The organism is Novosphingobium guangzhouense (assembly GCF_002896965.1).
Classification (GTDB): domain Bacteria; phylum Pseudomonadota; class Alphaproteobacteria; order Sphingomonadales; family Sphingomonadaceae; genus Novosphingobium; species Novosphingobium guangzhouense.
This window is the reverse complement of the sequence record NZ_LYMM01000001.1, coordinates 186260-212536: the sequence shown is the minus strand read 5'-3', so window position 1 is coordinate 212536 and position 26277 is coordinate 186260. Positions and strand designations below refer to the sequence as shown.

Here is a 26277-nt window from a genome sequence, read left to right as displayed (position 1 = left end):
CCATTGGCCGCAGCAAGGTCTGAGCATCGTATGCACCTTGTACGGGCGACGACAAGACCTCACGCCTTTTGGAAGGGACGGCCTTCCAGATTGCCGATTGTTCATGTTGTGGCGATCGTCCCGCAATCTGGCGGAATGCAAAAGCGGTCCCATGCTGCTGAAAACCGCCCTGTTTTTCTCGCTCGTTGCTGCGCCGGTTGCCGTGAATGCCGCGACTTGCACCGAGGGTATCTGGCTCAATCCTTCTCGCAGCGTCGCGGTGCGTACCGGCGCCTGCGGGCAGGGCCTTTGCGGACGCGTGGTCTGGGCAAGCGGCAAGGCGTTGGCGGATGCGCAGGACAGCGGCGTCACGTCGCTGATCGGCACTGAACTTTTGCACGATTACCGTGCCGAAGGGCCTGTCTGGCGCGGCTCGGTCTACGTGCCCGACATGGGGCGTCACTTCGATTCCAGGATCGAGGCGCTTTCGCCCGATCGGCTGAAGATCAGCGGTTGCATCCTGGGCGGTATCTTTTGTCGTTCGCAGGTCTGGACCCGCGTGGCGCAGGTGCCCGCATGACCGCGCTGTCCGTTGCCCTGCGCCGCCATCGCAAGCTGATGGAAGCCGTTGCCGTGCTGGCGGTCATTTCGCTGGGCTTTGCGGCCCTGAATACGCTGACGCACGAAATCCGCTATTCGCAGGTGCGCGCGGCCGTTCACGCGCTGGACGGCGGCCGGATTGTCCTGAGCCTTGTGCTTGCTTCTGCCAGCTATTTCACGCTGACGTTCTACGATTTCCTTGCCCTGAGAACGATCGGGCGCCCCCTGCCATGGCGCACCGCCGCACTGGCTTCGTTCACCAGCTATACGCTCAGCCACAACCTGGGCCTTTCGCTGCTGACCGGCGGGTCGGCGCGCTATCGCATCTATGTCGGTGCAGGGCTGGATGGGCCGGACGTTGCCAAAGTGGTGATGCTGGCTGCGGGAAACTTCTGGGCAGGTGTGCTGGCCGTCAGCGGCACTGCGATGCTGTTCCACAGCGGCAGCCTGAAGGTGGGCTCGGTGGTGCTGGAACAAGGCGCCGTGCACGGGCTGGGTGCCGCTGTGCTGGCCTTGCTCGGGGTGCTGGCGATCGCGGTTGCCCGGACAAGGCATCTGAAGCTGCCGGGCATTCGCCTGCCCTTGCCCTGTGCGCATGAGATCGCCTTGCAGGCCGGCGTTGGCGTGGTGGATATCGCGTGTGCTGGTGCGGCGCTTTTCGTGCTGCTTCCCGGAGCCGATCCGGCGCAGCTTCCGCTTTTCGTTCTGGCCTATGCACTGGGCATCGTTGTCGCTCTGGTGACGCATGTGCCCGGCGGGCTTGGCGTGTTCGAGGCGGTTGTGCTTGCCGTTGCACCGGGGGACCGCACGCATCTGTTTGCCGGGCTGATAGTCTACCGCCTCATCTATTACCTGCTTCCGCTGGCGATCGCGGCACTGCTGCTGGCGTGGCGCGAAGGCGCGCGCAGCCCGCTGCTATCGCGTCTGGTGGGAGGCGCGGCCACCAGCCTGTCGCCACTGCTGCTGGCAAGTGCGACGTTTCTGGTTGGGGGAATGCTTTTGCTTTCCGGCTCGTTGCCTGCGGTGCACGCGCGCATGGGGTTGCTGGCGGGCCTCGTCCCCCTGCCGGTAATCGAAGCAAGCCACATCGCGGCCAGCCTTGTCGGCACCGCACTGTTGTTGCTGGCGCCCGGTCTTTATCGCAGGCTTGATGGAGCCTGCCTTGCCGCAAGGTTGCTGCTGGTGGCCGGTGCAGTCTTCTCGCTGGCCAAAGGCATCGATTACGAAGAGGCTATGGGCTGCCTCATGCTTGCCGGGCTGTTGCAGTTCACGCGCCGCGCCTTCTATCGCCGCACTGCCCTGACCGAGACGCCGTTCACCGCAGGCTGGATCGCCGCCATGCTAATGGCTGCTGGGCTGGCGCTCTGGGCGGGGCTTTTTGCCTACCGCCATGTGCCTTACAACGACGACTTGTGGTGGAAGTTCGCCCTGCGCGCCGATGCGCCGCGTTACCTTCGTGCTGCTCTGGCTTCTTCGGTATTGCTTGCCGGGGTTGCCGTCTGGAGGCTGTGTGCGCCGGGGACGATCCGTGGCGATGCCGGTGCCGCTTCTGAGGATGAGGCCGCCATTAATGCCATCCTTGCCAGCAGCGCGCGCACGGAGGCAATGCTTGCCCTGACCGGGGACAAGCAATTCCTGGTGTCCGAGGGCAAGGACGCCTTCATCATGTATCAGATCAAGGGTTCCAGCTGGGTCGTCATGGGCGATCCGGTGGGGGCGGAGGCATCGTGGGGCGAACTGCTCTGGGCCCTGCGCGACATGTCGCACCGACGTCAGGGGCGGCTGGTTCTCTACGAGATTTCCCCGGCGATGCTGGACCTTGCCATCGGCATGGGGTTGCAGATCGTGAAGTACGGCGAAGAGGCGGTGGTCGACCTCACGACATTTGAACTGGATACGCCGCAGCTGCGATCCGTGCGCAAGTCCGAACGCACCGCAGGCCGCGCAGGTGCAAGGCTGCGGGTAGTGCCCGCAGCAGCAGTGCCGGTGATCCTGGATGAGCTGGAAGCGATCTCGAACGAATGGATGGCGGCCAAGGGGCAACGCGAAAAGAGCTTCAGCCTTGGCGCCTTCGATCGCGAATACCTGGTGAACTTCGACATGGCTCTGGTCATGGTGGAGGATCGCATCGTCGCCTTCGCCAACCTGTGGTGCACACAGGACCGTGCAGAGGCTTCGGTGGACCTTATGCGGCACCGGGAAGACGCGCCGCGGGGCACAATGGACTTCCTGTTCACCAATCTCCTGCTCTGGGCCAAGGCGCGCGGCTATCGGCGCTTCACGCTGGGAATGGTGCCGCTTTCCGGCATCGATGGCGGGCCCCTGGCACCGGCATGGGCCAAGGCGGCAGCGCTGGTGTTCCGGCATGGTGAAAGGTTCTACGGTTTCCGTGGCCTGCGCGGCTACAAGGAAAAGTTCGCGCCGCACTGGGAGCCACGCTACGTCGCGGGGCCGAACGGGCTTGGACTTATCCAGGGATTGCACGACGTTTCGCGGCTGATCGGCGGAACAGCTGGCAGTGCTCCCGCGCGCTCCATGCCGCCTGTGCCTGCCAGCGCCCTGAATGCAGGAATGCTGCCGGCATGACGCGCCTTCGCACCCGTTTTGTCCTGGCGCTTCTGGTGGTGGCCGTGCTGGGCGCCGGGGCACTGGCCGCGCCGATGCTGGGGCTGCTTGGCACCCGGCCTGTAGAGATGTTTCCGGGCAGTGCGCCTCATCCGCGTGTCGCCGCAGTATTTCTGTCCGGCGACATGGGTTTTCGCTTTGGCATGGGAGCGAATGTCGCTGCCGCGATCGCAGCCAAGGGAGTGCCCGTTGTCGGCGTGGCGTCGCCGGTCGTCTTCGCCGCGCACCGTACACGTGCCGATGTGGATACCGTGTTGGCCGGCGCCATCCGTCTTGCCATGGCGCGGACCGGGGCGCGCCGGGTGATACTGATGGGCCAGTCGTATGGCGCCGATATCCTTGCGACAAGCGCCCCCGATCTGCCGCCGGACCTTCGCCGCCGGGTTCTTGCCATAGATCTGACTGTACCCGCCCACGACGTCTATTTTCGCGCCGATCCGGCTGGTCTTGCCTATACCGGCCAGCCGGACGCGCGACCATTGCCTGCGATGCGCCGGATCAACTGGGCTCCGATCATCTGCGTCTATGGGCTGGCAGAAAGGGACAGTCTGTGTCCTTCCCTGCAGGGACGGGCAAGGGTGATCGGGCTGTCCGGTGACCACTACCTCAATCATGACGCTGCGCGCCTCATGGCAACGACGATTGCCGCGCTGCGGGAAGCCGCGCCGCGGGCAGGGCTTCGGCCATGAGCGGGACACTGGCTGATTGCCGGGCCGAACGGCATGTCGCTCCTCGAAAGTTCGTGGTCGATGCGCTGGGCATACAGACCTGCCGTTGCAAGGTCTGCGGCTGCGATCTTCGGCGCTTGCCCGCAATGCGCCGATGGTTCCGATCCGGCATGATGGGCTGAGCCATCGAACATGACGAAAATTTAAGACGCCGATCAGGTCGCGAAGAAAGTGCCGGGCCTATCGCCTGAGCATACCCTATCCCCCGGACATGTGACGATATGAGCAGCCCCATATTCTATGACCCCACCGGCCGCCGCAGCCGCTGGGCGCGCGGTGTCGTTGCCGTGCTTCTCATCCTTGTCCTGCTGGGGGCAGCTGCATTCGCAACAACCCTTGTTGCGGTGCCGACGCAGCGTGAGCTGGAATTGCCGACACCGCGCCTGAAGCCCTCCACGTTGCATGGCGGCGCCTTCAGGCATGAGCTGAAGTCATGGCTGCCGCGTGGCCGGAAAGGGCCTGGGCAGAAGCCGTTGAGCATCGGTTTCTATTTGCCCAACAACGATGCCAGCTTTCTGTCTCTGGTGCATCACGGCAATGATCTTGACTGGGTAGTGCCTGCGCTGATCAACATTGCCGGGCCACGGCACGCTGTTACGGTTGAGCCGGACGCCCGGTTCGACCGGCTCGTCGCTGGCCAGTCGCACCATTTCAAGGTTCTGCCGATGGTCCAGAACGTCGGGACCGATGGATGGGACGGCGTTGGAACAGCCGCGCTGCTGCATGATCGGACACAGCGCCTCGCGCTGGCCAAACGCCTCGGCGGAGCCGTTGCGCAGGGGCGTTATGCGGGCCTCGTAATGGACCTTGAGGCGCTTCCGGCGCGTGCCATGCCCGATTACCTTGCTTTCCTGCGCAGCCTGCACGCGGCCATGCCCAAGGGGACGTCGCTGGCCGTGACGACGCCTGCCGATGACGAGGGAGGCTGGCCGCTTCAATCCCTGGCCAAAGTGACCGACAAGGTCATCTTCATGGCGTATGACCAGCATTGGGAGGGCGGCACGCCCGGTCCGATCGCCGCCCAGGGGTGGTTCATCCATGAAGTGCAAAGCGCGCTCAGACGCATCGGTCCCGATCACCTTGTCATCGCGCTGGGTAGCTATGCCTATGACTGGCACGGCAAGGACACGGATGCCCTTGCTATCGAGGATGCATGGCTTGCCGCGCATGACAGCGATGCGAAGATCGTCTTTGACCCGGAAAGCGGCAATTCGGCCTTCGCCTATGACGACGATCAGGCGCATCATACGATCTGGATGCTCGATGCCGCCGCAAGCTGGAACGAACTGGCTGCGTTGCGGCGCCTTGGCATACGGGACATGGCGCTCTGGCGGCTGGGCACCGAGGATTCCGGATTCTGGAATGATCTTAACGCGTTCCGCAAGGGCGGAGCCCCGGACCTTTCGACGCCTCGGGCGCTCAGCAGCGCCGATATCGAAGGTTCGGGAGAAATCCTGCGCATCACGGCCACTCCGCGTGATGGACGCCGCACAGTAGGCTTCGATGCCAATGGCGTTATCCATCAGGAAGCATACGCTGCTCTGCCCACACCTTACGTGGTCCAGCGTTCGGGCGGTGCCGATGCCAAACGGATCGCGCTTACTTTCGATGACGGACCCGATCCCAAATGGACCCCGCTGATCCTGCGTGAACTGGAAGCGGCACATGTGCCTGCAACATTCTTCGTGATCGGGGAAAATGCCCTTGGCAGCCCCGGCTTGCTCAAGCGTATCGTTGCCGATGGAGACGAACTGGGCAACCACACTTATACCCATCCCAACCTTGCCAATGCAGGGCCACGTCAGACACGGCTGGAACTGAACGCCACCCAGCGGCTGGTCGAAGCCTACACAGGGCGCAGCATGACCTTGTTTCGCGCGCCTTACTTCGGGGATGCGGAGCCTACCACGCCGGACGAACTCGGCCCGGCGCTTGCTGCCCAGCAAGCGGGCTATACGGTCGTGGGCCTCCACGTGGACCCCAACGACTGGCAACGGCCGGGAGAGGACGAGATCGTCGATCAGGTACTTCGCCAGGTGCACTCCGCGACACCGCAGAATGCAACCAACGTCGTCCTGCTGCATGATGGTGGTGGCGACCGTGCGCAAACCGTGGCCGCGCTTCCGCGCATCATCAAGGCACTGAAGGCCGAAGGCTACACGTTTGTTACTGCTTCACAGCTTGTCGGCATCCCGCAGGCGCGCGCGATGCCTGCAATCTCGACGACCGATCTTGCTGCGGTGCGCGTGGATGTTGCCGCTTTCGTGGCATTGATGGCCGTGGCGGCGGTGCTCGCCTGGATATTCTACCTCGCGATCTCTCTCGGCATTGCGCGGGCGGTGATAATGGCTGCGCTTGCCTGGTATCAGAGCCGCCGTCGCCGCCCGGACCCTCCGCATTTCGAGCCCGCCGTTTCGGTCGTCATCCCGGCTTACAACGAAGAGCGCGTGATCGCCGCTTCCGTCGCGCGTGTGCTGGCCAGCGATTATCCTGACTTGCATGTCATCGTGGCCGATGACGGATCGAAGGATGCCACAAGCCGGATCGTGCAGTCCACCTTCGGACACGATCCGCGTGTGACGTTGCTGACGCTGAAGAACGGGGGCAAGGCCAGCGCGCTCAATCGTGCGCTTGCGCAAGCCACCGGCGAGGTCATCATCGCGCTTGATGCCGATACCCAGTTCGAACCCGAAACGATCCGCCGACTTGCGCGCTGGTTCGCAGACCCGCAACTGGGCGCGGTCGCCGGGGATGCACGGGTGGGCAACCGGGTCAATCTGGTCACCCGCTGGCAGGCGGTCGAATATATAACCGCGCAGAACCTTGAGCGTCGGGCGCTGGCCGGGTTCGATGCGATGACCGTAGTGCCGGGTGCTGTCGGCGCTTGGCGGCGTGCGGCTCTGGACTGCGTTGGAGGCTATCCCGAAGATACGCTGGCCGAGGATCAGGATCTTACCATCGCCATTCAGCGCGCCGGTTGGCGCGTCACCTACGATCCGCGCGCCGTGGCCTGGACCGAGGCGCCCGAAAGTTTCAGCGCCCTGGCCCGGCAGCGCTTTCGCTGGGCTTTCGGAACGCTGCAGTGCCTTTGGAAGCACCGCGCGGTCATCCGCACGCGCAGGCCGGCCGGGCTTGGCCTTGTGGGGCTGCCACAGGCATGGCTGTTCCAGATCGCTTTCGCAGCGATTTCGCCCTTGATCGACCTTGCGCTGATCGTCTCGATCATCGGCACGGCTCTGCGCGTTTCGGCCCACGGCGGGGCGCAGACGAGCGGGGATGTCGGCATGATGGGAGCCTATTGGATGGCCTTCACCGCGATAGATGTGCTCTGCGGCTGGATTGCCTACCGCCTCGACGGAGCGCGTGTTCGCTATCCAGCGCATCTGCTGGTCGCGCAGCGCCTTGTCTATCGCCAGATCATGTACTGGGTCGTGCTGCGCGCAATCGCATCTGCCATTGCCGGCTGGATAGTGGGGTGGGGCAAACTGGAGCGTACCGGCTCCGTCTCCGCCACCGCAGCGGCCCGATGACCGCTACCAGAGAGCGCGCTCATCGGGCGTGAGGGGCAATTGCATGGTGCAACCATCGCGGGCGGATGCAGCGCCTGCTTCCAGCACGGCCATCACCGCAAGGGCTTCGATCGGGCGTACCGGCAGCGGGCCTTCTCCGGCAAGGGCTGAGGCGACGGCGGTATAGAACCCGCGCTGGTCGCCCGCAGTGGCCGCGATCGTGCGGGGTTCGCCAGAGCCGCTGAAAAAGATGAGATCGTCGGCGTCCTCTCCCCATCCCGGTGCTCCGGGCCGTATTCCGGACAGCAACTGCGCTTCCTGGCCATCGGCCTTCGCCTTGACCGCACTGCCGCCGGTGCCGTGAACGGTGAAGCGCGCAGATCCCCCCGCCACCAGCATCCCTGCATGGATGATGACGCGTCGCTCTCCGTAGTTGAGCACGGCATGGGCCCAGTCGTCGATCTGCGCGCCGTCACGCTGCGTGGCGATGCTGGCGGTAACGCTGTCAGGCAGGCCGAACAGCGCCAGCGCCTGATCGACCATGTGCGGGCCAAGGTCGAACCAGATGCCTGCGCCGGGTACGGCATGCTCTCGCCAGCGGTCGCGCACTTGCGGGCGGAACCGGTCGATACGGGATTCGAAATGTGTGACGCGGCGCAGCAGCCCTGATTCAATGGCGCGGCGTATGGTAAGAAAATCGCTGTCCCAGCGGCGGTTATGGAACACCTGAAGCTGCCGGCCACGCGCCTTGGCAAGCGCGATCAAGCCGCGCGCTTCCTCCAGATTCAGCGCAAAAGGCTTGTCGACCACGACATCGCGCCCGGCCTCCAGCGCCGCGCGGGCAAGGGGGGCATGAGTGTCGTTGGGGGTCGCGATGACTACAAGGTCGATCATGTCGTCCGCGATCAGATCTTCGGGCGCGCGATACACCGTGGCGTCCGGAAAGTCCGCATGGACCTTGGCCGCATCGCGAGAGGCGACCGCGTGAAGCGAAAGGCTCTCGCACGCGGCGATCAGCGGCGCGTGGAAGGTCTTCCCGGCAAATCCGTAGCCAAGAAGGCCAACTCGGAAAGGGCGGCCTGACTTGTTCACGATTGCGATCCTTTTCTTGCGGCCTTTTCTTGCGGCCTTCCGGTTTCGGCCCCTTTGCCTTTGAGGGCGCAAAACCGGATGTACCGCCTGCTGCCCCCTGATCAACTCTTAAGCGCTGCGCTTTGAACTGGTAACGATTACATAAGTGAGATCGCCGAGTTGGTACTCCCGCCGGCCCGGACGGGCTGGCTCCTGCTCAGATTTGTCTGATCAGCGGCCAAAATGCCGCCAAGCCTGCGCGTTCCGCTGCGATCGGGAAGGCCGTGCGACGATAAAGCGGCGCTTCACTCATAAGGGACGATTCGGGGGGAACTGCGGCTTACCAATGGCGTGCATGGCGCCGCCGCTACGGCGTTGTAATCCTTGGGATCTGGCTAATTCCAGCCACATTTCGGCGCGACGCTTCATGGCGTAATGAAAACGTTACCTTGCTAATGATCTTTAAAAAACGTCATATAATCAATGATATGCAACATCATCCCAATGTGCGCCGAAAAGGGCTGCTTGCATTCATCCGCGAATCGGTCATTGTAATGAAAACGTCAATCATTCGAGAACGGGTCACAGGGAGTTCCAATCTTGCTCAAGCGTCTAACGTTTACTGCCAGCGCGCTTTCCATCGCCGCGGCCTTCGCCCAGCCTGCTTTCGCGCAGGATTCCGCTCCTGCGGCCGACGCGGCATCCGAGGGCCTCGGCGAGATCGTCGTGACCGCGACCAAGCGCGAGACGAGCGCCCAGAGCACGCCGATCGCAATGACTGTCGCCAGCGGCGAGGAACTCTCGAAGGCGGGCGTTACAGACGTCAATGCGCTGTCCAACATCGCGCCCACCGTCAACATTGCTCAGAACAACGCGAATACCATGATCACCATTCGCGGTGTGTCGAGCCGCGACTACTCGGAAACGGGTGATCCGGCGGTCGCCGTTTCGGTCGACAACTTCTATCTTCAGCGCGCATTCGCCCTCAACGCGGCGATGTTCGACGTCGAGCGTATCGAAGTGCTGCGCGGTCCACAGGGCACTCTTTATGGCCGCAACGCGACGGCGGGCGCCGTCAACATTGCAACGGTAAAGCCGACCGACGACTGGAAGCTCGATGCCGCGGCCGAAATCGGCAATTACGGCACGCTCAACTTCGACGTCGGCGCAACCGTCCCCGTCAGCGACACGCTGAGCTTCCGCTTTGCCGGCACGCGCAAGACCCATGAAGGGTATCGCGACAATCCGGGGCTCAAGGATGGCGATGACGGCAATGTCACCGGCGGCCGTGTCCATGCGCTGTGGACTCCGACCAGCCGTCTTTCGATCCTCGTCACCGGCGAGATGACCCGCGTGGACGGCGTCGGCTCCACCATCAAGGCGGTGCCTTACAGTGACGTCAACGACGATGGCACGCTGGAAATCGGTTCGTCCAAGCGTTTCGAACTGAACAATCAGGGCTACACCCGCATCCGCACCAAGGCTGTACGCAGCGCGATCTCCTATGACATGGACTTCGCGACGCTCAGCTTCTTCGGCGGATACCAGAAGTCGACGCTGAACCGTGATAACGATCAGGACGGCGGCACTGTCTACAACTACGGCTTCCAGCAGAACGAAGACGTCAAGGATCAGAACTACGAACTGCGCCTCAGCTCGAACAACAAGACGGGCTTTACGTGGCAGGTCGGCGGATACTTTTTCAAGGAAACCGATGCGCTGCTGACCTATTTCCAGGTTCATGGCGACGCCGGCACCACGCCGTTCAATTATTACACGTTCGACTATGACGTTGGCAGCAAGTCCAAGGCCGCCTTCGCGCAAGTCGGCTACGACGTTACCGATCAGCTGAAGCTTGAAGCAGGCGTTCGCTACACCAAGGACAACAAGTACCAGGTCGGCTACAACGATATCGCAGGCGCTTATGCGGACCTCGATAACCACTATTCGGGCGATCAGGTTACCTGGCATTTCGGCGCCAACTATCAGGTGACGCCGGACAACCTGTTCTATGCCAAGGTCGACAAGGGCTACAAGGCGGGCGGCTACACCACCAATTCCTCGTTCGGTCCCGAGCAGATCATCGCTTACGAAATCGGCACCAAGAACCGCTTCCTCAACAACACGCTGCAGGTCAACCTGAGCGGCTTCTACTACGACTATTCCGATCTGCAGACGCAGCAGGAAGATCCGGCTACCGCGCTTGTCTACACCCTCAACGCGGGCAAGGCGCGCGTGTGGGGTGCGGAACTGGAAACGCTGTGGCAGGTCACGCCGGACACCCGCATCGATGCCAACGTTGCGTGGCTTGACGCCAAGTATTCGGAATTCTGCACCGTCACCGCAGATACCTGCCCGGCGGCCAGCGATCTTTCCGGCAACCGTCTGACGCAGGCTCCGGAATGGACGCTTTCGGGGGGCATCCAGCACGATTTCCACCTGCTGGGTGGCACCCTGACCCCGCGCGTGCAGACCCGCTACCAGTCGAAGAGCTACTTCACCTTCTACAATACGGCGGCAGAGCAGCAGGGCGCTTACTGGAAGAGCGACGCGCAGATCACGTACACGCCGGATGACGGTCCGTTCTCGATCACCGCATATGTGCGCAACATCGAGAACAAGACGATCCTGACGGCGAATGCCAACGCCGGCTACGCCAGCGCTTACCTTGTCCAGTTCGCTCCGCCGCGTACGTACGGTGCGCGTCTGACTTACTCGTTCTGACGAGAAAGCGGGATGGTCCTTCTCTCCTCCGGACTGTCCCGCGCTCCCTCCCACCCTCCGCGAGCGCAAGCGCGGGGGGTGGGGGTAACCCTCTTCCCATCCGCACCGAAACACCCGATCCTCGCGGACAGGACAGCCATGCCTCACGATCTCGTCGAACTTGCACAGGCCATCGTCAGCGGTGCTTTGAGCGCCGTCGATGCCGTCACCGATGCGCTGGAGCGCGCCGAGGATTGGCGCGATCTGAACGCATTCGTCGCGATCGAGGCAGAGACTGCGCTTGATCAGGCGCGTGCCTGCGATGAACAGCGCAGGCGCGGATCGCTGCGGGGGCCTCTGCATGGTGTGCCTCTGGCGCACAAGGACATGTTCTACCGCGCCGGTATCCCCACCGAGGCCGGCTCGAAAATCTGGCAGGGCCATGTGCCCACCGAAACATCGCCGCTAATGGCCAGGCTGGCCGCGGCAGGCGCGATCACGATCGGCCGCCTGCACATGGCCGAGTTCGCGATGGGCCCGACCGGCCACAACGCGCATCTTGGCCGGTGTCGCAATCCATGGAACGGCGATGCGATCTCTGGCGGGTCGTCATCGGGTTCGGGCGCAGCGGTGGGCGCGCGCATCGTCACGGGGGCGCTGGGATCGGACACTGGTGGTTCCGTGCGCCTTCCTGCGGCCTTCTGCGGCGTGGCCGGGCTCAAGCCCACGAATGGGCTGCTTCCCGATACTGCGATGATGCCGCTGTCGAGGACGCTGGACACGGCGGGGCCGCTGTCCACTTCCAGCCGTTCATTGGCGCGCCTGATGGATGTGCTGTCGGATAGCGAATACGAAGCACATCTGGTTGCCGACTGTTCGGGCATGACGATCGGCGTGCCGACCAGCTACTTCACCAACGACCTTCATCCGGAAGTCGCCGCTGCCTTTGCCACAGCAAGGCAGGTCTTTGCGGATCTGGGTGCGAAAGTCGTCGATGTGGCGATCCCCGACCATTCGGGCTATCCCGATATTGCCGCGGACATATGGGCGCCCGAAGCTGCGGCCTTCCATGCGCGGCACCTTGCCGATCGATCGGAAGATTTCGGAGATCAGGTGCGCAACCGGCTGCTGGCCGGCGCGGCTGTGCCTCCCGACGCTTATCTGGCTGCGCTTGGTCGCCGCAAATCCGCGCAGTCGGACATGCTGGCAGGTCCGTTCTCCGGCGTAGACCTCCTGCTTACCCCTGCATCGCGTTTCCCGGTGCCGCTGGCCAGCCAGGTCGGCGCAACCGGCGGCGCCGAGATGCAGGCAATGGTAGCGGAACTGTCCGCGCTTACGCGCACGATCTCGATGCTGGGCTTTCCGGCGCTTGTTACGCCGATGGGCTTTGATGCGCGCGGCCTGCCGCTTGCCTTGCAACTCGTCGGACGTCCCCATTCCGAACAATTCTTGCTGCGTGGAGGGTTTGCCTATGAACAGGCGACTTCCTGGCTGGCGCGCGTACCGTCTCCTCCTCCTCTCCCTTAACTTCTCTCTCCCAGGAGCATTGCAATGGATATTGGTCTGTTCATTCCCATCGGCAACAACGGTTGGCTGATTTCCGAGAACGCTCCGCAGTACAAACCCAGCTTCGAAATGAACAAGAAGCTGGTCCAGACGGCCGAAGGCTATGGCTTCGACTTCGCGCTTTCGATGATCAAGCTGCGCGGTTTCGGCGGCAAGACCGAGTTCTGGGACTACAACCTCGAAAGCTTCACGCTGATGAGCGCGCTTGCCGCTGTCACCAGCAAGATCAAGCTGTTCGCTTCGACGGCTATTCTTACCCTGCCGCCGGCCATGGTTGCGCGCATGGCGGTGACAATCGATTCGGTCGCACCGGGCCGTTTCGGCGTCAACGTCGTCACCGGCTGGGCCAAGGGCGAATACGAACAGATGGGCATGTGGCCGGGCGATGCCTACTTCGGTCACCGCTACGACTACGCCAGCGAATACGTCCAGGTGATGAAGGACCTGTGGGCGGACGGCAAGTCGGACTTCAAGGGTGAGCATTTCCAGATGGAAGACTGCCATCTTCTGCCCAAGCCCAGCACCGGCAAGATCGAGATCGTGGGTGCGGGCCAGTCGGCGCGCGGCATGGAATTCGTGTCGAACTATGGCGACTACAACTTTGTCACCGCCGGTGGCCTCAACAAGCCGACCAAGCACGCGCCGACAGTCGAGGCGCTGGTGGAAGCAGCCAAGAAGACCGGCCGCGACGTGGGCGCCTACATCCTGTGCATGGTGATCGCCGACGAGACTGACGAAAAGGCGATGGCCAAGTGGCAGTCCTACCGCGAAGGCGCAGACGTCGACGCGCTGGCGTGGATGAGCGATCAGGGCGCGGCTGACAAGACGGCCGGTGAAGGCTCGACCGCGCGCCACATCAACCTGCCCGAAGGCGCTGTGAACCTTGGTATCGGTACGTTCGTCGGTTCCTACGAAACGGTCGCCGGGCTGCTGGACGAAGCCGCATCGGTGCCCGGCACCAAGGGCATCATGCTGACCTTCGATGACTTCGAAAAGGGCCTCGTCGACTTTGGCGAGAAGGTGCAGCCGCTGATGGCCTGCCGTCAGGATCGCCTTGTAGCAGCCTGATCTGAGTTACCCTGACGGCCCGGTCTTTCTCTCCATCGGGCTGTCCAAACTGCCTCGGCCGGTCACGCACCCAGCGTGACCGGCCTTTTTCAACTCTGTGCGTTTGAAACGGGTGAAGCGCGACGCTCCTCAAATCCGCTCATGCGGAAATCTGAAAGGTGCAGCTCAGTCGCGTGCAGCCAGAGACGCCCGCGCTGCCAGCAAGGCACCAAGGCCAGCAACCCAGCTCACCAGCAGGAAGCTTGTGCCGTAATCACCGCACAAGCCGTAGATCGTCGCCATTGCCGCAGGGCCGATCATCACGCCGATAAAGGTGTAGACCAGGGACCCGCCAATCACACGGCCGGCGTCTTCAGGTGCACAGTGGTGCGTGCATTCGGCCATGACCACGCCGTTCCAACCGCTCATGCAGAAGCCGAATATGCACAGCACGCCGATCGCCACCACGGCGGGCAGGGTATCAAGCCACCACAATGCGATCATGCAGGCCATCGATACGACGCCGATCAGGGCAAGCACCGTGAAGCCGCCGTACCGGTCGCCCAGCCCACCCCATGAGACGCGGCCAAGTGCTCCGCAAGCCTGCACCGCCCCGGCGACAAGACCGGCTTCGACCATCGACCAGTGATGTTCGACCAGCATGATGACGGCGAAGGCAGACAGCGAAAGCTGAAGCGAGGAATAAAGCATCCCCAGCATCGCCAGGACACGTAGCGGCGCCTTGCCCCAGACCAGGCGCTGCTCATAGATGAAGCCGCGCCAGACCGAGATCGTGGCCGGGGCGGGGGGGCGTTGCGGCCCGCCTTTTAGCGCCAGCACGCCGATCATGGCAAAACACGGGACTGCGCCCACTACGAACGTCGTGCGCCAGCCCAGCCACCCGGCCATCGCAGGGATCAGCAATGCTGCCAGGACGCCGCCGATCGGCACACCGGCCTGCTTGATCGAGAAGATCAGGGAGCGGCGGTGCGGCGGAGTGACGGCGCCAAGAATTTGCGCCGACGCCGGGTTCTGCACCCCGTAACCCAGGCCGATCACCATTGATGCCAGCAATGCCAGCCACGGGCTTGCGCTTGTCAGCAGCAGAAGCGCAGTGCCGAAGCAGGCCAGGGCAAGCTGCTCTACCTGCACCGGCCCTCGATGCTGGATCAGCGTGCCGGCCATGGCAGAAGCAAAGGTTCCGGCGGCATAGATCACGCTGATCTGATAACCGACATAATGCGGCGCCAGCCCGAATTGTCCTGCGACCAGCGGCGCAATGCCCGTAAGCGCCAGTGCCGTCATCGTCGACAGGATCTGGATCGTCGTCGTGGTGGCCAGCGCGGAGGCGATGGACGGCGCCTTTTCAGGCGCGCTATGGGCGGTCGATGTGGCGGTCATTGCTGCACTGCATAATGTAATGCTTTACACGAGCCAAGCGGGAAGTCACATTCACGGGATATCGCACTTTGGTGCCGCCTGCTTGGGAGCCGAATTTCCATGGTCCAGACCCCCTACGCCCCTGTGACAGCCAATGTCCATGCTGCATTGCAGCGTATCGGCGGGCGGGACGCGCTGGTTCGCGCGTGGCTGCATGTTGATGATGCAGGGGCGCTGGCTGCGGCGAAGGCGCTGGATCAGTCGGAACCCGGCCCTCTCCACGGTGTTTGCGTGGGCGTAAAGGATGTGATTGCAGTGGCCGGAATGCCGCTTACGCACAATTCTCCGTTATTCTCCGGCCATGTTCCGTCGGAGGATGCGCCCTGTGTTGCAACCTTGCGTGCGGCAGGTGCGGTGATCATCGGGAAAACGGACACCACGGAATTTGCCGCTGCCGGGCGCAATGCCGCCAGCGCCAATCCCCATGACACGGCGCGCACGCCGGGCGGCTCCTCGGCCGGATCGGCTGCGGCAGTGGCAGACGGACATGTGCCGCTGGCCCTGGCGACGCAAACCGGCGGGTCGACTATCCGTCCCGCCAGTTTCTGCGGAATCCATGGCTTCAAGCCAAGCTGGGGCCTTGTCAGCCGCGAAGGCGTGAAAACTTACGCCAATAGTCTGGATACCGTGGGCTGGTATGCGCGCGACCTCGACATGATCGACCGCGTTTGTGACGTCTACGGCCTTGCTTCGGCAGAGCGGTTCGACAGCTCTCGGTTGCGCATCGGCGTTTTCCGCACACCCTGGTGGGACGAAATGGCGCCTGACGGTCAGGCCGCTTTCGATAGTGTCAGCGCGGCGATGGCGCGGGCTGGCATCGAAACGGTGGAGATCGCCGGCCTGCCCGAATTCGCGCATCTCAACGACGATCATCGTGCGATCCTGTTTCGCGAAGGCGCGGCGGCCTTCCTCGCTCTGGCGCGGGCACGGCCGGATCTGCTGCATGCCGACTTCCACTTGCGGGTCGATGCGCTGGCGACATATTCCGACGCCCGGTTGCGCGAAGCGCATGATCGTGCGGCGGCGGCGCGGGTGGGCTTCGAACGGGCGATCGCGGGGCTGGATGCACTGCTGGCCCCCAGCGCGCCGGGTATCGCGCCGCTCGGTCGCTCTCCGGGAGAACCCCGGTTCAACCAGCCCTGGACCCTTTTGCATGCACCGGTGATCAACCTGCCGCTGGCGAGGGGTGACGCAGGGATGCCCATCGGCGTGTCGCTGGTCGCGCCGCGCTATGACGATCGCCGGTTGATCGCCGTCGCGCGCGAAGTGGAACTGCGATTGGCAGCGGCAAGCATTTAGCATGCCACGTTCACCCGCATAAGTTCAGGCTTTTTTGCGCCGCTTTCTGGGTGCCGCGGTGGACTGGCGCACGATCAACCGATGCGGCAGTACCACTTCGCGCGCCGGCCCTTCATGATCCTGCAGCAGCAGCGAATCCAGCATAAGTCGCATCGCTGCCTCACCGATCTCAACCGTAGGGATGTGCACGGTTGTCAGCGGGGGAATGGCGAAGGCCCCGAAGCGCAAGTCGTCGAATCCGGCAACGGACATATCATCCGGCACCGAGATCCCGCGCTGTTGCAGCGCGCTCATCGCGCCCATCGCCATCTCATCATTGGCGCAGGCGACTGCGGTGAATTCCACCCCGCTGTCGAGCAGGCGGATCATCGCGTCGTAACCCGATTGCAGCGAGAAATCGCCGTGAGCGACCAGCGCTTCATCGAAGTCTATCCGTGCGCGCAGCAGGCCCAGCTTGTAGCCGGAAAGCCGGTCCATCGACATGAACTGGTCGAGGGGGCCGGTAATCGCGGCAATATGCTTGTGCCCCAGTTCGGCAAGGTGGCCCACGACAAGGGCGCTGGCTTCATGGTTGTCCGTGCGCACGCGCGGCAGGTTGAGGTCTGGCGGATATTCGCAGGCCGCTACCATCGGCGGCATTTTGCCCTTTGCGGGGGGATTGAGGACGATATCGGGCAGGTTCTTTTCCAGCAGGATCAGCCCGTCTGCCTGCTTGCCCGCGATCATCGACGTATACTTGTTGAGCGTTTCGGGATCGCCTTCGGTAATACCCAGAAGTACCCGCATCCTGTTCGCGCGCGCGACGTTCTCGATCCCTTCCACGAAAGCGGAGGTGAACGGGTTGTAGATGCTGGGCACTGCGACGATCACGTTGTCGCTGCGCTGGCGGCGCAGGCCGGCGGCAAGGTGGTTGGGTTCGTAATTGAGATCGGCGATGGCCGCCTCTATCCGCTCGATCGTGGCGGGCCGCACCAGCGAGGGGGTGCTGAGCGCACGCGACACTGTCGCTACCGATACTCCCGCAACGCGGGCGATGTCCTTGATATTCGCCATTGTATGTAAACGTTACATAGGCACAAGCAGCGGGGCAAGCAGAGTTGCGTAAGGTGCAAATATTGAGGCTGAGTTCGATGTCCGGCAAGGATGCGACGGGCAGGGCCGTTCGCATCCCTGCCGATCGTCAGTGGGCCGCGATCACTTCTGCCGCGCGCCATGCGAAGGCCATGGCGGGACCGTTCGTGTTCCCGGATATCCCCGTCGGCATGGCAGAACAATCCGCCACGTAAAGGCCGGTCACGCCATGGACACGCAGCCCGGCATCGACGACGCCGCTTTCGGCAGAGCCCATGCGGCAAGTGCCGGTGCCGTGCAGGCCGGTGGAGACCATCCAGTTCGCGGCCTGCTGGATTTCCTCATCGCTTTGTATCGAAGGGCCGGGCACGGTTTCCGCGCCGATATAGGGCGCAAGCGCGGGCTGGCTCATGATTTCGCGCACCTTGCGGATCGCGCGCAGGATCGTGGCGCGGTCTTCTGGGGCGGCGAACCAGTTGGGAACAAGGCGCGGCGGTGCTGCCGGATCGGTGCTGGCCAGTTCGACGTAGCCGTGGCTGTTGGGGCGCAGGCAGAATGCGGTAGCGGTGATGCCGGGGACTGCTTCGGTCTGGCCACGCCCGGCCTCGGGCTTGTCATCTTCGGATGCTGCCATCGAATAGGGCGAGATGCCAAGTTGCAGGTCGGGCCAGTCCTTGTCCGCCTCCAGCGATGCCATGACCGACACTTCGGGCAGCAGCGATGCCATGAGCCCCTTTCCGGTCAGCACGTAACGCAGGCCGTGCCAATAGGCGCGCCATCCCCGGAATTCGTGGTTGAGGCCGCGCGCCTTGTTGAGCCGCCATGACAAGGCGACCATCATGTGCTCGTTCATGTTGCGCCCGACATGCGGGTTCACGTGCACAACATCGATGCCGTGGCGGTCAAGCACATCGGCAGGGCCGATGCCGGAAAGCTGGAGCAGCTTGGGGCTCTGCAATACGCCTGCCGTCAGGATGGTGCGGCTTGCGGTGAAGTTGATATCCTTTCCGTCAATCGCGGCGAGTACCCCGGTGGCGTGCTTGCCTTCAAAGGTCACGCGGCGCACCAGCGCGCCGGTCAGGATGGTAAGATTGGGCCGCCGGGCCGCCGTTTTCAGGAATGCGGTATAGGCGGTGACGCGGGCGCCGCGCCGGTCCACCGTCTGCTGCGTGCGACCGGCGACTTCGGTGCCGGGCGTGTTGACGTCATCAAGCACGGGAATCCCCGCCTCGTGCGCAGCCTGCAGGATCGCGCCGGTCAGGACGGGATCGCCTTCGGGCACGTCGGTGACTTCAAGCGGACCGCGCTTGCCGCGCCGGCCGTAGCCCTTGCCGTGGTAGTGTTCGAGTTCCTCGTAGCAGCGCTCGATCTCGGCCCAGTTCCAACCCTGATTGCCCTGTGCTTCCCAGCTGTCGTAATCGCGGGGCTGGCCGCGGAAGTACCATGTGCCGTTGACCGCGCTGGAACCGCCAAGGCCCTTGCCGTAGAACCAGGTTTCGCCCGCAGGCCGTTCGCCCTGCTGTTCGGCGGGGAAGGGCCAGTACCATTTTGGCTTGGTCCAGATCTTCACCATGCCGCGCGGCATGCGCACCATCAATTCCTCGTTGCGGCCACCCGCTTCGAGGAGAAGCACCTGCTTCGTGCCGTCGGCGCTCAGACGTTCGGCAAGGACGCAGCCGGCACTGCCTGCGCCGACGATGATATAATCGAACTCAGTGCGCATGAACTGCCCCGTTGCTGGAGGTGTAGGCAGGAAGGAAGCGGAACAGCATGAGCGACAGGCCCATCGCGACATAGCTTGCGGCCGGAAGCCAGACGTGTCCTGCCATGACCGCTGCGGCGACTTCCGGGGTAACGGGGGCCTTGGCGTCGTAAGCGGCAAGACTGAGGAACCACGCGCCCGCCGCGCCGCCCACGCTCATGCCCAGCTTCACGCCGAAGCTGGATGCCGCGAACAGGAAGCCCTGCGCGCGGTAGCCCGATTTCCACGCGCCGTAGTCCACGGCGTCCGCCATCAGCGAGAACAGCAGGCCGCCGATCAGTCCTTGTCCGATATACGCGACGCAGTTGGTGGCAATCAGCCATGTGTGGTCGTTCGACAGCGGCATGATCGCGGTGAAAACGGTCGCCACGGCAGCGCCGATCGCACCCGTCATGCGCTTGCCGATGGCATTGGCGCAGACGCCGGCAAGGCCCGTGCCCACCAGAACCGCAAGCATCGTCAGCATCAGGGTGGAAGTGAATTCGGCATCGCCCAGCACGCTTTGCGCGAAATAGACGAAGGACTGGATGTGCCCGGTAAAGCCGATCCAGAAGAAGAAGTTCACCAGCATCGTCGCGATCCAGGGCCAGTTGCCCTTCGTCGCCTGCAGCGATTGCGCCGTGGTGAGCCGCGCGACGGATTGGTCCACCTCTACCCGTTCGCGCGTGTTCGCGAAGGCGTTCAGCATGCAGACCAGCGTGATCGTTCCGGTGATCGCGGCAAGGACAAGGAAGCCGTGGGCCTCATCGCCGTTGCTGAACTTCTTGACCAGCGGCAGCGCGGCATAGCCGATGCCGACCGTGGCCGAGGATCCGACGAATTCGCGCAGGGCGTTGACGGTGTTGCGCTGTCTGGGATCGCGGGTCAGCGTCGGCAGCATGGAGTTGAGCGGCAGGCTGACGGCGGAATAGAGGATTCCCATCAGCGTGTAGGTGGCAAAGATGAAGGCGATCTTCTGCCAGCCATCCAGCGGCGGTGCCCAGAACACGATTGCGCCACAGACGGCGAAGGGAACCGCAAGCCACAGCAGGAACGGGCGGTGTTTGCCCCAACGCGTCTCGGTGCGATCGATCAGCAGGCCCATCAGCGGATCGAACACCGCGTCCACGCAGCGCGCGATCAGGAACAGCGATGCCACCGTGCCTGCACTCACGCCGTAGACGTCAGTGTAGAAGTACAGCAGGTAGGCATTGGTCATGCCGAACGGCAGGTTGATGCCGAAGTTGCCCAGCGCGTAGCTGAGCTTTTCGCGCCAGGACAGTGCGGCGTTCATGCAGCGGTCTCTGCGGAAAGCCGGTCAAGCACCGCACCCGCGAAAGCAAGCGACTTGCGCGTTTCGGTCAGCGGATCGGGCACGGCGTCGATCTCCAGGATGGCCCACTTCTGATCGGTCTTCGCCAGCATGAGCGCGGCCCAGCCATCGAAGTCAACGGTGCCTTCGCCGATTGCGCAGAAGTATTCGCGGTGGGCGTGATGAATGCCGTGATCGATCGGGATGTTGATCGGCATCGCGCTTTTTGCGTCCTTCCAGTGGGCGGTGACCACACGTTCGATATGACGCGCCACCACGGTGACCGGATCGCCGCCTGAAAGCAGGATATGTGCACTGTCAGGGCAGAAGCCGACGTAGACGGGGTCCGTCAGCATCAGCAGCAGGTCGATATCGCGGGGCTGGCAGAAGGTGGAATGCGCTTCGGTGTGGAGGGCCAGCCGAACGCCGTGGCGCAGGGCCAGCGCGCCAAGGCGGTTGCAGAAGTCAGCGGCTGTTCTGGCATATTCGAGATCGATGAAAACCGGCGGTTCCGCGTCCCAACTGGTGCGCATGGGCAGGCCCATGACCATGATGTCCGAACCCCATGCCGCCAGTGCCCTTGCGGTTTGTTCCGCCCGGTCAAGCCAGCGCGCCTCCGTCTGCGCATCGCCCATGCCGCCTTCGATGGCGACATCGGCGAAAAAGCCGCTGGCGATCGCCAGGCCACGGCGATCGAGTTCGCCCCTGGCTGCTTCTACCGAGCCATAGGCGGCGATCAGGCCCTCGGGGCCGAACGGGTCGAAGGTCAGCTCTATCCCGGTGACGCCGCTTGCCTGCAGCGTGTCCAGCATGCGGTCCCAGAACGGGCGCGGATTGTCGCGGCCAAAGGCGATGACCGCTTGCTCATCCGCCATCCCCCAGAAACAGGGATGAAAGAACGTGATGAGATCGACCCCGAACGCGAGCATTGCCAAGCACACCTTGTCTGACGAAGGTGCGCGTCCATTGCCCCGCACCCTCAATGTAAACCTTTTCTTTCGCGAAAAAGCCTCAATTGCCGCCCCCTGTCAAGTCACGCCCATCACGGGGTTGGACAAATGGCTGATTTCCGCCTAAAGTTGTTGTGTTATCGTTTTCATTTGTAAGGTCGCGTGAGCCTCGAAGAGCCTTGCCGGACGACTGAAAAGGGAAGGAAAAGCGTGTCCGAACGCATTCGCATGGGCCTTATCGGCGGCGGGCCGGGGTCGTTCATTGGTCCGGTTCACCGAATCGCTGCCGAGCTTGATGGCGAGATCGCGCTGGTCGCCGGCGCATTCAGTCGCGATGCCGCGAAAAGCGAGCAGGCCGGGCGCGGATATGGCATCGATCCGTCGCGGGCCTACCCTTCGGTGGAAGCCATGCTGGCGGCCGAAGCACAGCGCGAGGACGGCATCCAGTTCGTCACCATCGCTTCGCCGAATTTCCACCACCTTCCCGCAGCCCGCGCAGCGATCGCGGCGGGGATTGCGGTGATGAGCGACAAGCCGATGACCGCAACACTGGCCGAGGCACGCGAACTTGCCGCATCGCTCGATGCGACGCCCGTTCCCTACGGCCTGACATACACCTATTCCGGCTATCCCCTTGTTCGCGAGATGCGCGAAAGGATCGCAGCGGGTGCAATTGGCCCGGTGCGAAAGGTCGTGGTCGAATACAATCAGGGCTGGCTGGCCGGAGCAGGCGAGGGCAAGCAGGCCGAATGGCGGCTTGATCCCGCACGCTCGGGCGAAGGTGGCTGCATCGCCGATATCGGTGTCCACGCCTTTCACCTTGCGGAGTTCGTCACCGGCCTGACGGTCAACCGCATCAATGCGGACCTTGGTACGGTGGTGCCCGGACGCCTTCTCGATGACGATTGCCAGATGTTCCTGCGCTTCGAAGGCGGCGCGCGCGGGCTGCTGATGGCCTCGCAGGTGATGACCGGCGAAGGCAACGATCTTGCCTTGCGCATTTATGGCGAGAATGGCGGTTATCGCTGGAGCCAGGAGAACCCCAACCGTCTGGAATGGCTGCGCGGCGACGGCGGCATGGAGATCGTGCGAGCCGGTGATCCGGGACTTTCCGAGGTGGCCCGGCGCGGCACACGGCTGCCGGGCGGGCACCCTGAAGGGCTCCTTGAATCGCTGGCCAACCTCTATCGCGATTTCGCCATGGAACTGCGCGGGCAGTCCGGTTCGCTCGTCCCCGGCGCAGGGGATGGATTACGCGGCATGGCGCTTGTCGCCGCAGCCGTCGCCGCCAGCCGTGACGAGCGTGGCTGGGTCGATTTCACGGTCTGCTAACAAGAGGTTCGCAGGACATGAAGACCATCAAGGGGCCGGGCATCTTCCTTGCCCAGTTCGCCGGCAACGAGGCGCCGTTCAATTCGCTCGATTCGATCGCCGCATGGGCGGCCAGCCTCGGCTACAAGGGGGTGCAGGTGCCCTCGAACGACGCGCGGCTGTTCGATCTGGAAAAGGCCGCCGAGAGTCAGGACTATTGCGACGAGGTGCTGGGTATCCTTGCACAGCACGGACTGGCGCTGACCGAACTGTCGACGCACATCCAGGGCCAGCTTGTTGCGGTCCATCCGGCCTACGACGCCGCTTTCGATGCCTTCGCGCCCGAAGCGGTGCGTGGTAATCCGGGCGTGCGCCAGCAGTGGGCGGTGAACCAGATGTATCTGGCAGCGAAAGCCAGCGAGCGCCTTGGGCTGACCACGCAGGCCAGTTTTTCGGGCGCGCTGGCGTGGCCCTATTTCTATGCATGGCCGCAGCGCCCCGCCGCACTGGTGGACGAGGCGTTCGCCGAACTGGCCCGCCGCTGGCAGCCGATCCTCGACCGCTTCGACGAATGCGGTGTCGACATCGGGTTCGAACTGCACCCAGGCGAAGATCTGCACGATGGTGTGACGTTCGAACGGTTTCTGGACGCAACCGGAAATCACCCCCGCGCCAACATCCTCTATGACCCCAGCCACATGGTACTCCAGCAGATGGACTACCTTGGCTTCCTTGACGTCTATCATGAGCGTGTGAAGTGTTTCCACGTCAAGGACGCAGAATTCCGCCCGTCGCCCAAAGCTGGTGTCTACGGCGGCTATCAGGGCTGGGTCGAGCGGCCGGGGCGGTTCCGTTCGCTGGGCGATGGTCAGGTCGATTTCGGTGCGATTTTCGCGAAGATGGCGCAGTACGACTTTGCAGGCTGGGCCGTCCTGGAATGGGAATGCGCGCTCAAGCATCCGCAGGTCGGTGCAGCAGAAGGTGCCCCCTTCATCGAACAGCATATCATCCGCGTCACCGAACATGCTTTCGACGATTTTGCGGGCGGCGACGGGGCATTGCCGGACTTTCGCCGGATGGGCATGGCCTGATGTTTCCCCCGCGAAGTTCCGCGGGCTGAAATTGGAAACCCCGGAGCTGCGGAAGGCTCCGGGGTTTCTCTTTTACCGTCTACGGTTGCGACCCGAGAAGGCTTGTGCGCTTATCCAGCTCAGGCGGCTGAGGGAGGAGAGCACCGCCTGGCGACAAGAATCCGGTTAAGGACAACGCATAAACCGGCTTATACATGTAAACGATATCATCTGCAAGCTGTACGAAAGAACAGCAAGTCCCGGAATGACGCATTTCCGGGGATCATTCATCGATCTGCCCGGTCGGAGCGCAGGATTGCAAAGTGCGGCCGGGCACAAGTGACGAATATTGCTGCATAATTGCAGAAGTTACGCCATTGGTCCAGCCGAACCCGTCCTGCAAGGGATATTCACCGCCGCCGCCGGCACGGCGTTCCTCTATGTCGTACTTCTCCAGCATCTTGCCAGTCTCAAGGTAAGTGCAGTTAACCGTGCCCAGCCAACGCGCGGCGATCTGTCCGGCAAGCGCATTCTTTCCGTTACGGCGCAGGCCATCGATCGCGACCCACTGCAATGGCGCCCAGCCGTTGGGCGCGTCCCACTGCTGGCCCGTCCGCTGCGAGGTCGTGCGCAAGCCGCCTTGCGCTATCAACGTGCGCCGCGTCGTTGCTGCCACGCCACTGACCTGATCGGGTGCGGCCATGCCGACGAAGAGCGGGAACAGGGTGGCGGCCGATTGCACCGCGCTGGGCTTTTGCCCGGAAACCAGCCAGTCGGCGAAGCGCTGTTCGCGCGGTTGCCACAAGTAGCGGTCGAGCGCCCGCTTGCGGGCGGCGGCGCGGCGGGCAAAATCGCTCACGCAGGACCGGTCGCCCGCCTGCCTGCAGCCTTTCTCGATGCGCTTTTCCATGGCCCACATCAGCGCGTTCAGATCGACTGGAACGACCTGTGTGGTGCGGATCGTGCCAAGGTCCTGCGGATCGGCTAGCCAGCGAGAGCTGAAATCCCAGCCGCTTTCCGCGCCCGCGCGCAAGTCCCGGTATACCTCAGCGGGGGGCCGGGAAGCGGCTTTCTTTGCAGTGGCCCGATCTTCCGCAAAGGATTCGTCGCGCGGAGTGTCTCGATCGTCCCAATAGCGGTTGAGCACGCTGCCATCGGGCATGCGCACCACCCGCTCACAAGGCGTTTGCATGCGCGCGCAGCTTTCCCCCTTCATCCAGTAGGCATGCTCCTTAAGCAAGGCGGCAAGTCGCCGGGCGCGCACGGTGCCATCGGTCTGGCGCGAAAGGTCCAGCATCAGCGCAAAGAACGGCGGCTGCGAACGGCTGAGGTAATAGCTGCGGGTGCCGTTCGGGATATGGCCAAAGCGCTCGATCAGGCTGGTGAAGTCATCGATCATGCCCTCGACCAGATCGTCGCGGCCGTCGGCGACGAGGCCCAGCATGGTGAAGTAGGAATCCCAGTAGTAGATTTCGCGGAACCGTCCGCCGGGCACGACATAGGGCTTGGGCAAAGGAATGGCGGAACTGCCGGCGGGGGGATCGCCCGCGCCTTCGCGTGACAACTGGGGCCACAAGGCGCGGATATGATCGCGCAGCGGCGGCAGAGGCTGGTCGTTGACGCCGGGAACGGTGAAGTTGTCCAGCACGAAGGCCCGCAGGTCGGTCGACGTGGCAGGCGCGCCTGATGCGATCATGGTGCTGTACTGCGCCATGATCGCATCAGGCGCGCGTTTGGGGACGGCGTCGGCGAATGTCTTGCCATCTTCGAACACGTGGCCTTCCTGCACGGCGGCGAAAAGATCCCCGAACTGATCCGCAGGGGAAGGGGGCGCGGCCGGCGCATTGGCCATCAGTGCAAGCGCCAGCAAGGGTGCGCTCAAACAGACACGGCTGCCGCGTGCGATGCGGCGTTTGGCTGTGTAGCGCGCAAAGCGGCCTGCAATCACTTGACTTCCCCTCGATCGTGGCTCTTGGGGACTGCAACGGGTCAGGCGGCTCAGGGTTTCAGTGCCGTTTCGGCGGTACAGCGGCATCCCGGATACATGGTCACGTTGCGGCCATCTTCGGGTCGCTTCGTTGCGAAAGGGTTCTTTGCGCATGATGCCCCGCCGCTTGATCGCGAGCGCACGCGGCAAGTTGGCGCTTGCGTCGAACCGGGTTTCGCCGAAGTCTTGATGGGCGGCCGGGCAAGATGGTTGCGAGAAAAGGTTCAGGGAAAAGCGGCAGGAACCGCGCCAGTAACAGCGGCAGTAA

17 protein-coding genes are annotated in these 26277 nt (G+C 63.4%); 10 read left to right on the top strand and 7 right to left on the bottom strand.

Going from position 1 to position 26277, the window contains the following annotated elements:
* The first annotated feature begins 151 nt into the window (after window positions 1-151).
* The 4 genes from A8V01_RS00795 to A8V01_RS00780 all read left to right on the top strand — a co-directional run bounded on the left by A8V01_RS00795 (window position 152) and on the right by A8V01_RS00780 (window position 7462).
* Window positions 152-559 (top strand): DUF2147 domain-containing protein, encoded by a 408-nt coding sequence (locus A8V01_RS00795; protein ID WP_245892185.1) that lies wholly within the window; start codon window positions 152-154, stop codon window positions 557-559.
* Entirely contained in the window at window positions 556-3165 is a 2610-nt protein-coding gene (mprF, locus tag A8V01_RS00790; protein ID WP_103094049.1) for a bifunctional lysylphosphatidylglycerol flippase/synthetase MprF, read from the top strand. Before A8V01_RS00795 ends, mprF begins: the two co-directional genes overlap by 4 nt.
* Window positions 3162-3893: an AcvB/VirJ family lysyl-phosphatidylglycerol hydrolase gene (locus tag A8V01_RS00785; protein WP_103094048.1), complete on the top strand. Its 732-nt coding sequence runs from the start codon at window positions 3162-3164 to the stop codon at window positions 3891-3893. The genes mprF and A8V01_RS00785 overlap by 4 nt, the downstream gene beginning before the upstream one ends.
* 260 nt (window positions 3894-4153) lie before the next feature.
* Window positions 4154-7462, top strand: coding sequence for a trifunctional glycoside hydrolase family 18/polysaccharide deacetylase/glycosyltransferase family 2 protein (locus tag A8V01_RS00780; RefSeq protein ID WP_103094047.1), 3309 nt, complete (start codon window positions 4154-4156; stop codon window positions 7460-7462).
* Window positions 7463-7465: 3 nt separating this feature from the next.
* Here A8V01_RS00780 and A8V01_RS00775 read toward each other — a convergent pair whose 3' ends face one another.
* The gene (locus A8V01_RS00775) at window positions 7466-8533 is read right to left on the bottom strand and encodes an oxidoreductase (protein ID WP_103094046.1); all 1068 of its coding nucleotides are present in this window, start codon (window positions 8531-8533) and stop codon (window positions 7466-7468) included.
* A 579-nt stretch (window positions 8534-9112) separates the two neighbouring features.
* On the opposite strand from A8V01_RS00775, the gene A8V01_RS00770 reads away from it, so the two are divergent.
* The 3 genes from A8V01_RS00770 (at window position 9113) to rutA (ending at window position 13849) form a co-directional block, all read left to right on the top strand.
* On the top strand, window positions 9113-11236 hold the full coding sequence (locus tag A8V01_RS00770; protein WP_103094045.1) for a TonB-dependent receptor: 2124 nt from the start codon (window positions 9113-9115) through the stop codon (window positions 11234-11236).
* Between the two features lie 138 nt (window positions 11237-11374).
* Entirely contained in the window at window positions 11375-12742 is a 1368-nt protein-coding gene (locus A8V01_RS00765; RefSeq protein ID WP_103094044.1) for an amidase, read from the top strand.
* Between the two features lie 24 nt (window positions 12743-12766).
* Complete coding sequence (gene rutA / locus A8V01_RS00760; protein ID WP_103094043.1) at window positions 12767-13849, top strand: pyrimidine utilization protein A; 1083 nt, start codon at window positions 12767-12769, stop codon at window positions 13847-13849.
* A gap of 165 nt (window positions 13850-14014) precedes the next feature.
* Here rutA and A8V01_RS00755 read toward each other — a convergent pair whose 3' ends face one another.
* Window positions 14015-15229 carry an MFS transporter gene (locus A8V01_RS00755; protein ID WP_103094042.1) on the bottom strand — a complete coding sequence of 405 codons (1215 nt, stop codon included), beginning with the start codon at window positions 15227-15229 and terminating at the stop codon, window positions 14015-14017.
* Between the two features lie 99 nt (window positions 15230-15328).
* Here A8V01_RS00755 and A8V01_RS00750 point away from each other — a divergent pair, with 99 nt between their 5' ends.
* Window positions 15329-16567 carry an amidase gene (locus A8V01_RS00750; RefSeq protein ID WP_103094041.1) on the top strand — a complete coding sequence of 413 codons (1239 nt, stop codon included), beginning with the start codon at window positions 15329-15331 and terminating at the stop codon, window positions 16565-16567.
* A 24-nt stretch (window positions 16568-16591) separates the two neighbouring features.
* Here the strand turns inward: A8V01_RS00750 and A8V01_RS00745 are convergent, their stop codons facing one another.
* From A8V01_RS00745 to A8V01_RS00730, 4 genes are all read right to left on the bottom strand, one after another.
* The gene (locus tag A8V01_RS00745) at window positions 16592-17620 is read right to left on the bottom strand and encodes a LacI family DNA-binding transcriptional regulator (protein ID WP_103094040.1); all 1029 of its coding nucleotides are present in this window, start codon (window positions 17618-17620) and stop codon (window positions 16592-16594) included.
* 127 nt (window positions 17621-17747) lie between these two features.
* Entirely contained in the window at window positions 17748-19361 is a 1614-nt protein-coding gene (locus tag A8V01_RS00740) for a GMC family oxidoreductase (protein ID WP_103094039.1), read from the bottom strand.
* The gene (locus tag A8V01_RS00735) at window positions 19351-20673 is read right to left on the bottom strand and encodes an MFS transporter (protein ID WP_103094038.1); all 1323 of its coding nucleotides are present in this window, start codon (window positions 20671-20673) and stop codon (window positions 19351-19353) included. Before A8V01_RS00735 ends, A8V01_RS00740 begins: the two co-directional genes overlap by 11 nt.
* Window positions 20670-21620 (bottom strand): sugar phosphate isomerase/epimerase family protein, encoded by a 951-nt coding sequence (locus tag A8V01_RS00730; protein ID WP_103094037.1) that lies wholly within the window; start codon window positions 21618-21620, stop codon window positions 20670-20672. Before A8V01_RS00730 ends, A8V01_RS00735 begins: the two co-directional genes overlap by 4 nt.
* A 231-nt stretch (window positions 21621-21851) precedes the next feature.
* Here A8V01_RS00730 and A8V01_RS00725 point away from each other — a divergent pair, with 231 nt between their 5' ends.
* Window positions 21852-22973: a Gfo/Idh/MocA family protein gene (locus A8V01_RS00725; protein ID WP_103094036.1), complete on the top strand. Its 1122-nt coding sequence runs from the start codon at window positions 21852-21854 to the stop codon at window positions 22971-22973.
* Window positions 22974-22990: 17 nt separating this feature from the next.
* Window positions 22991-24043, top strand: coding sequence for a sugar phosphate isomerase/epimerase family protein (locus A8V01_RS00720; RefSeq protein ID WP_103094035.1), 1053 nt, complete (start codon window positions 22991-22993; stop codon window positions 24041-24043).
* Between the two features lie 262 nt (window positions 24044-24305).
* On the opposite strand, the gene treF is transcribed toward A8V01_RS00720, so the two are convergent.
* Entirely contained in the window at window positions 24306-25928 is a 1623-nt protein-coding gene (gene treF, locus A8V01_RS00715; protein ID WP_425437239.1) for an alpha,alpha-trehalase TreF, read from the bottom strand.
* Between the last annotated feature and the right edge of the window lie 349 nt (window positions 25929-26277).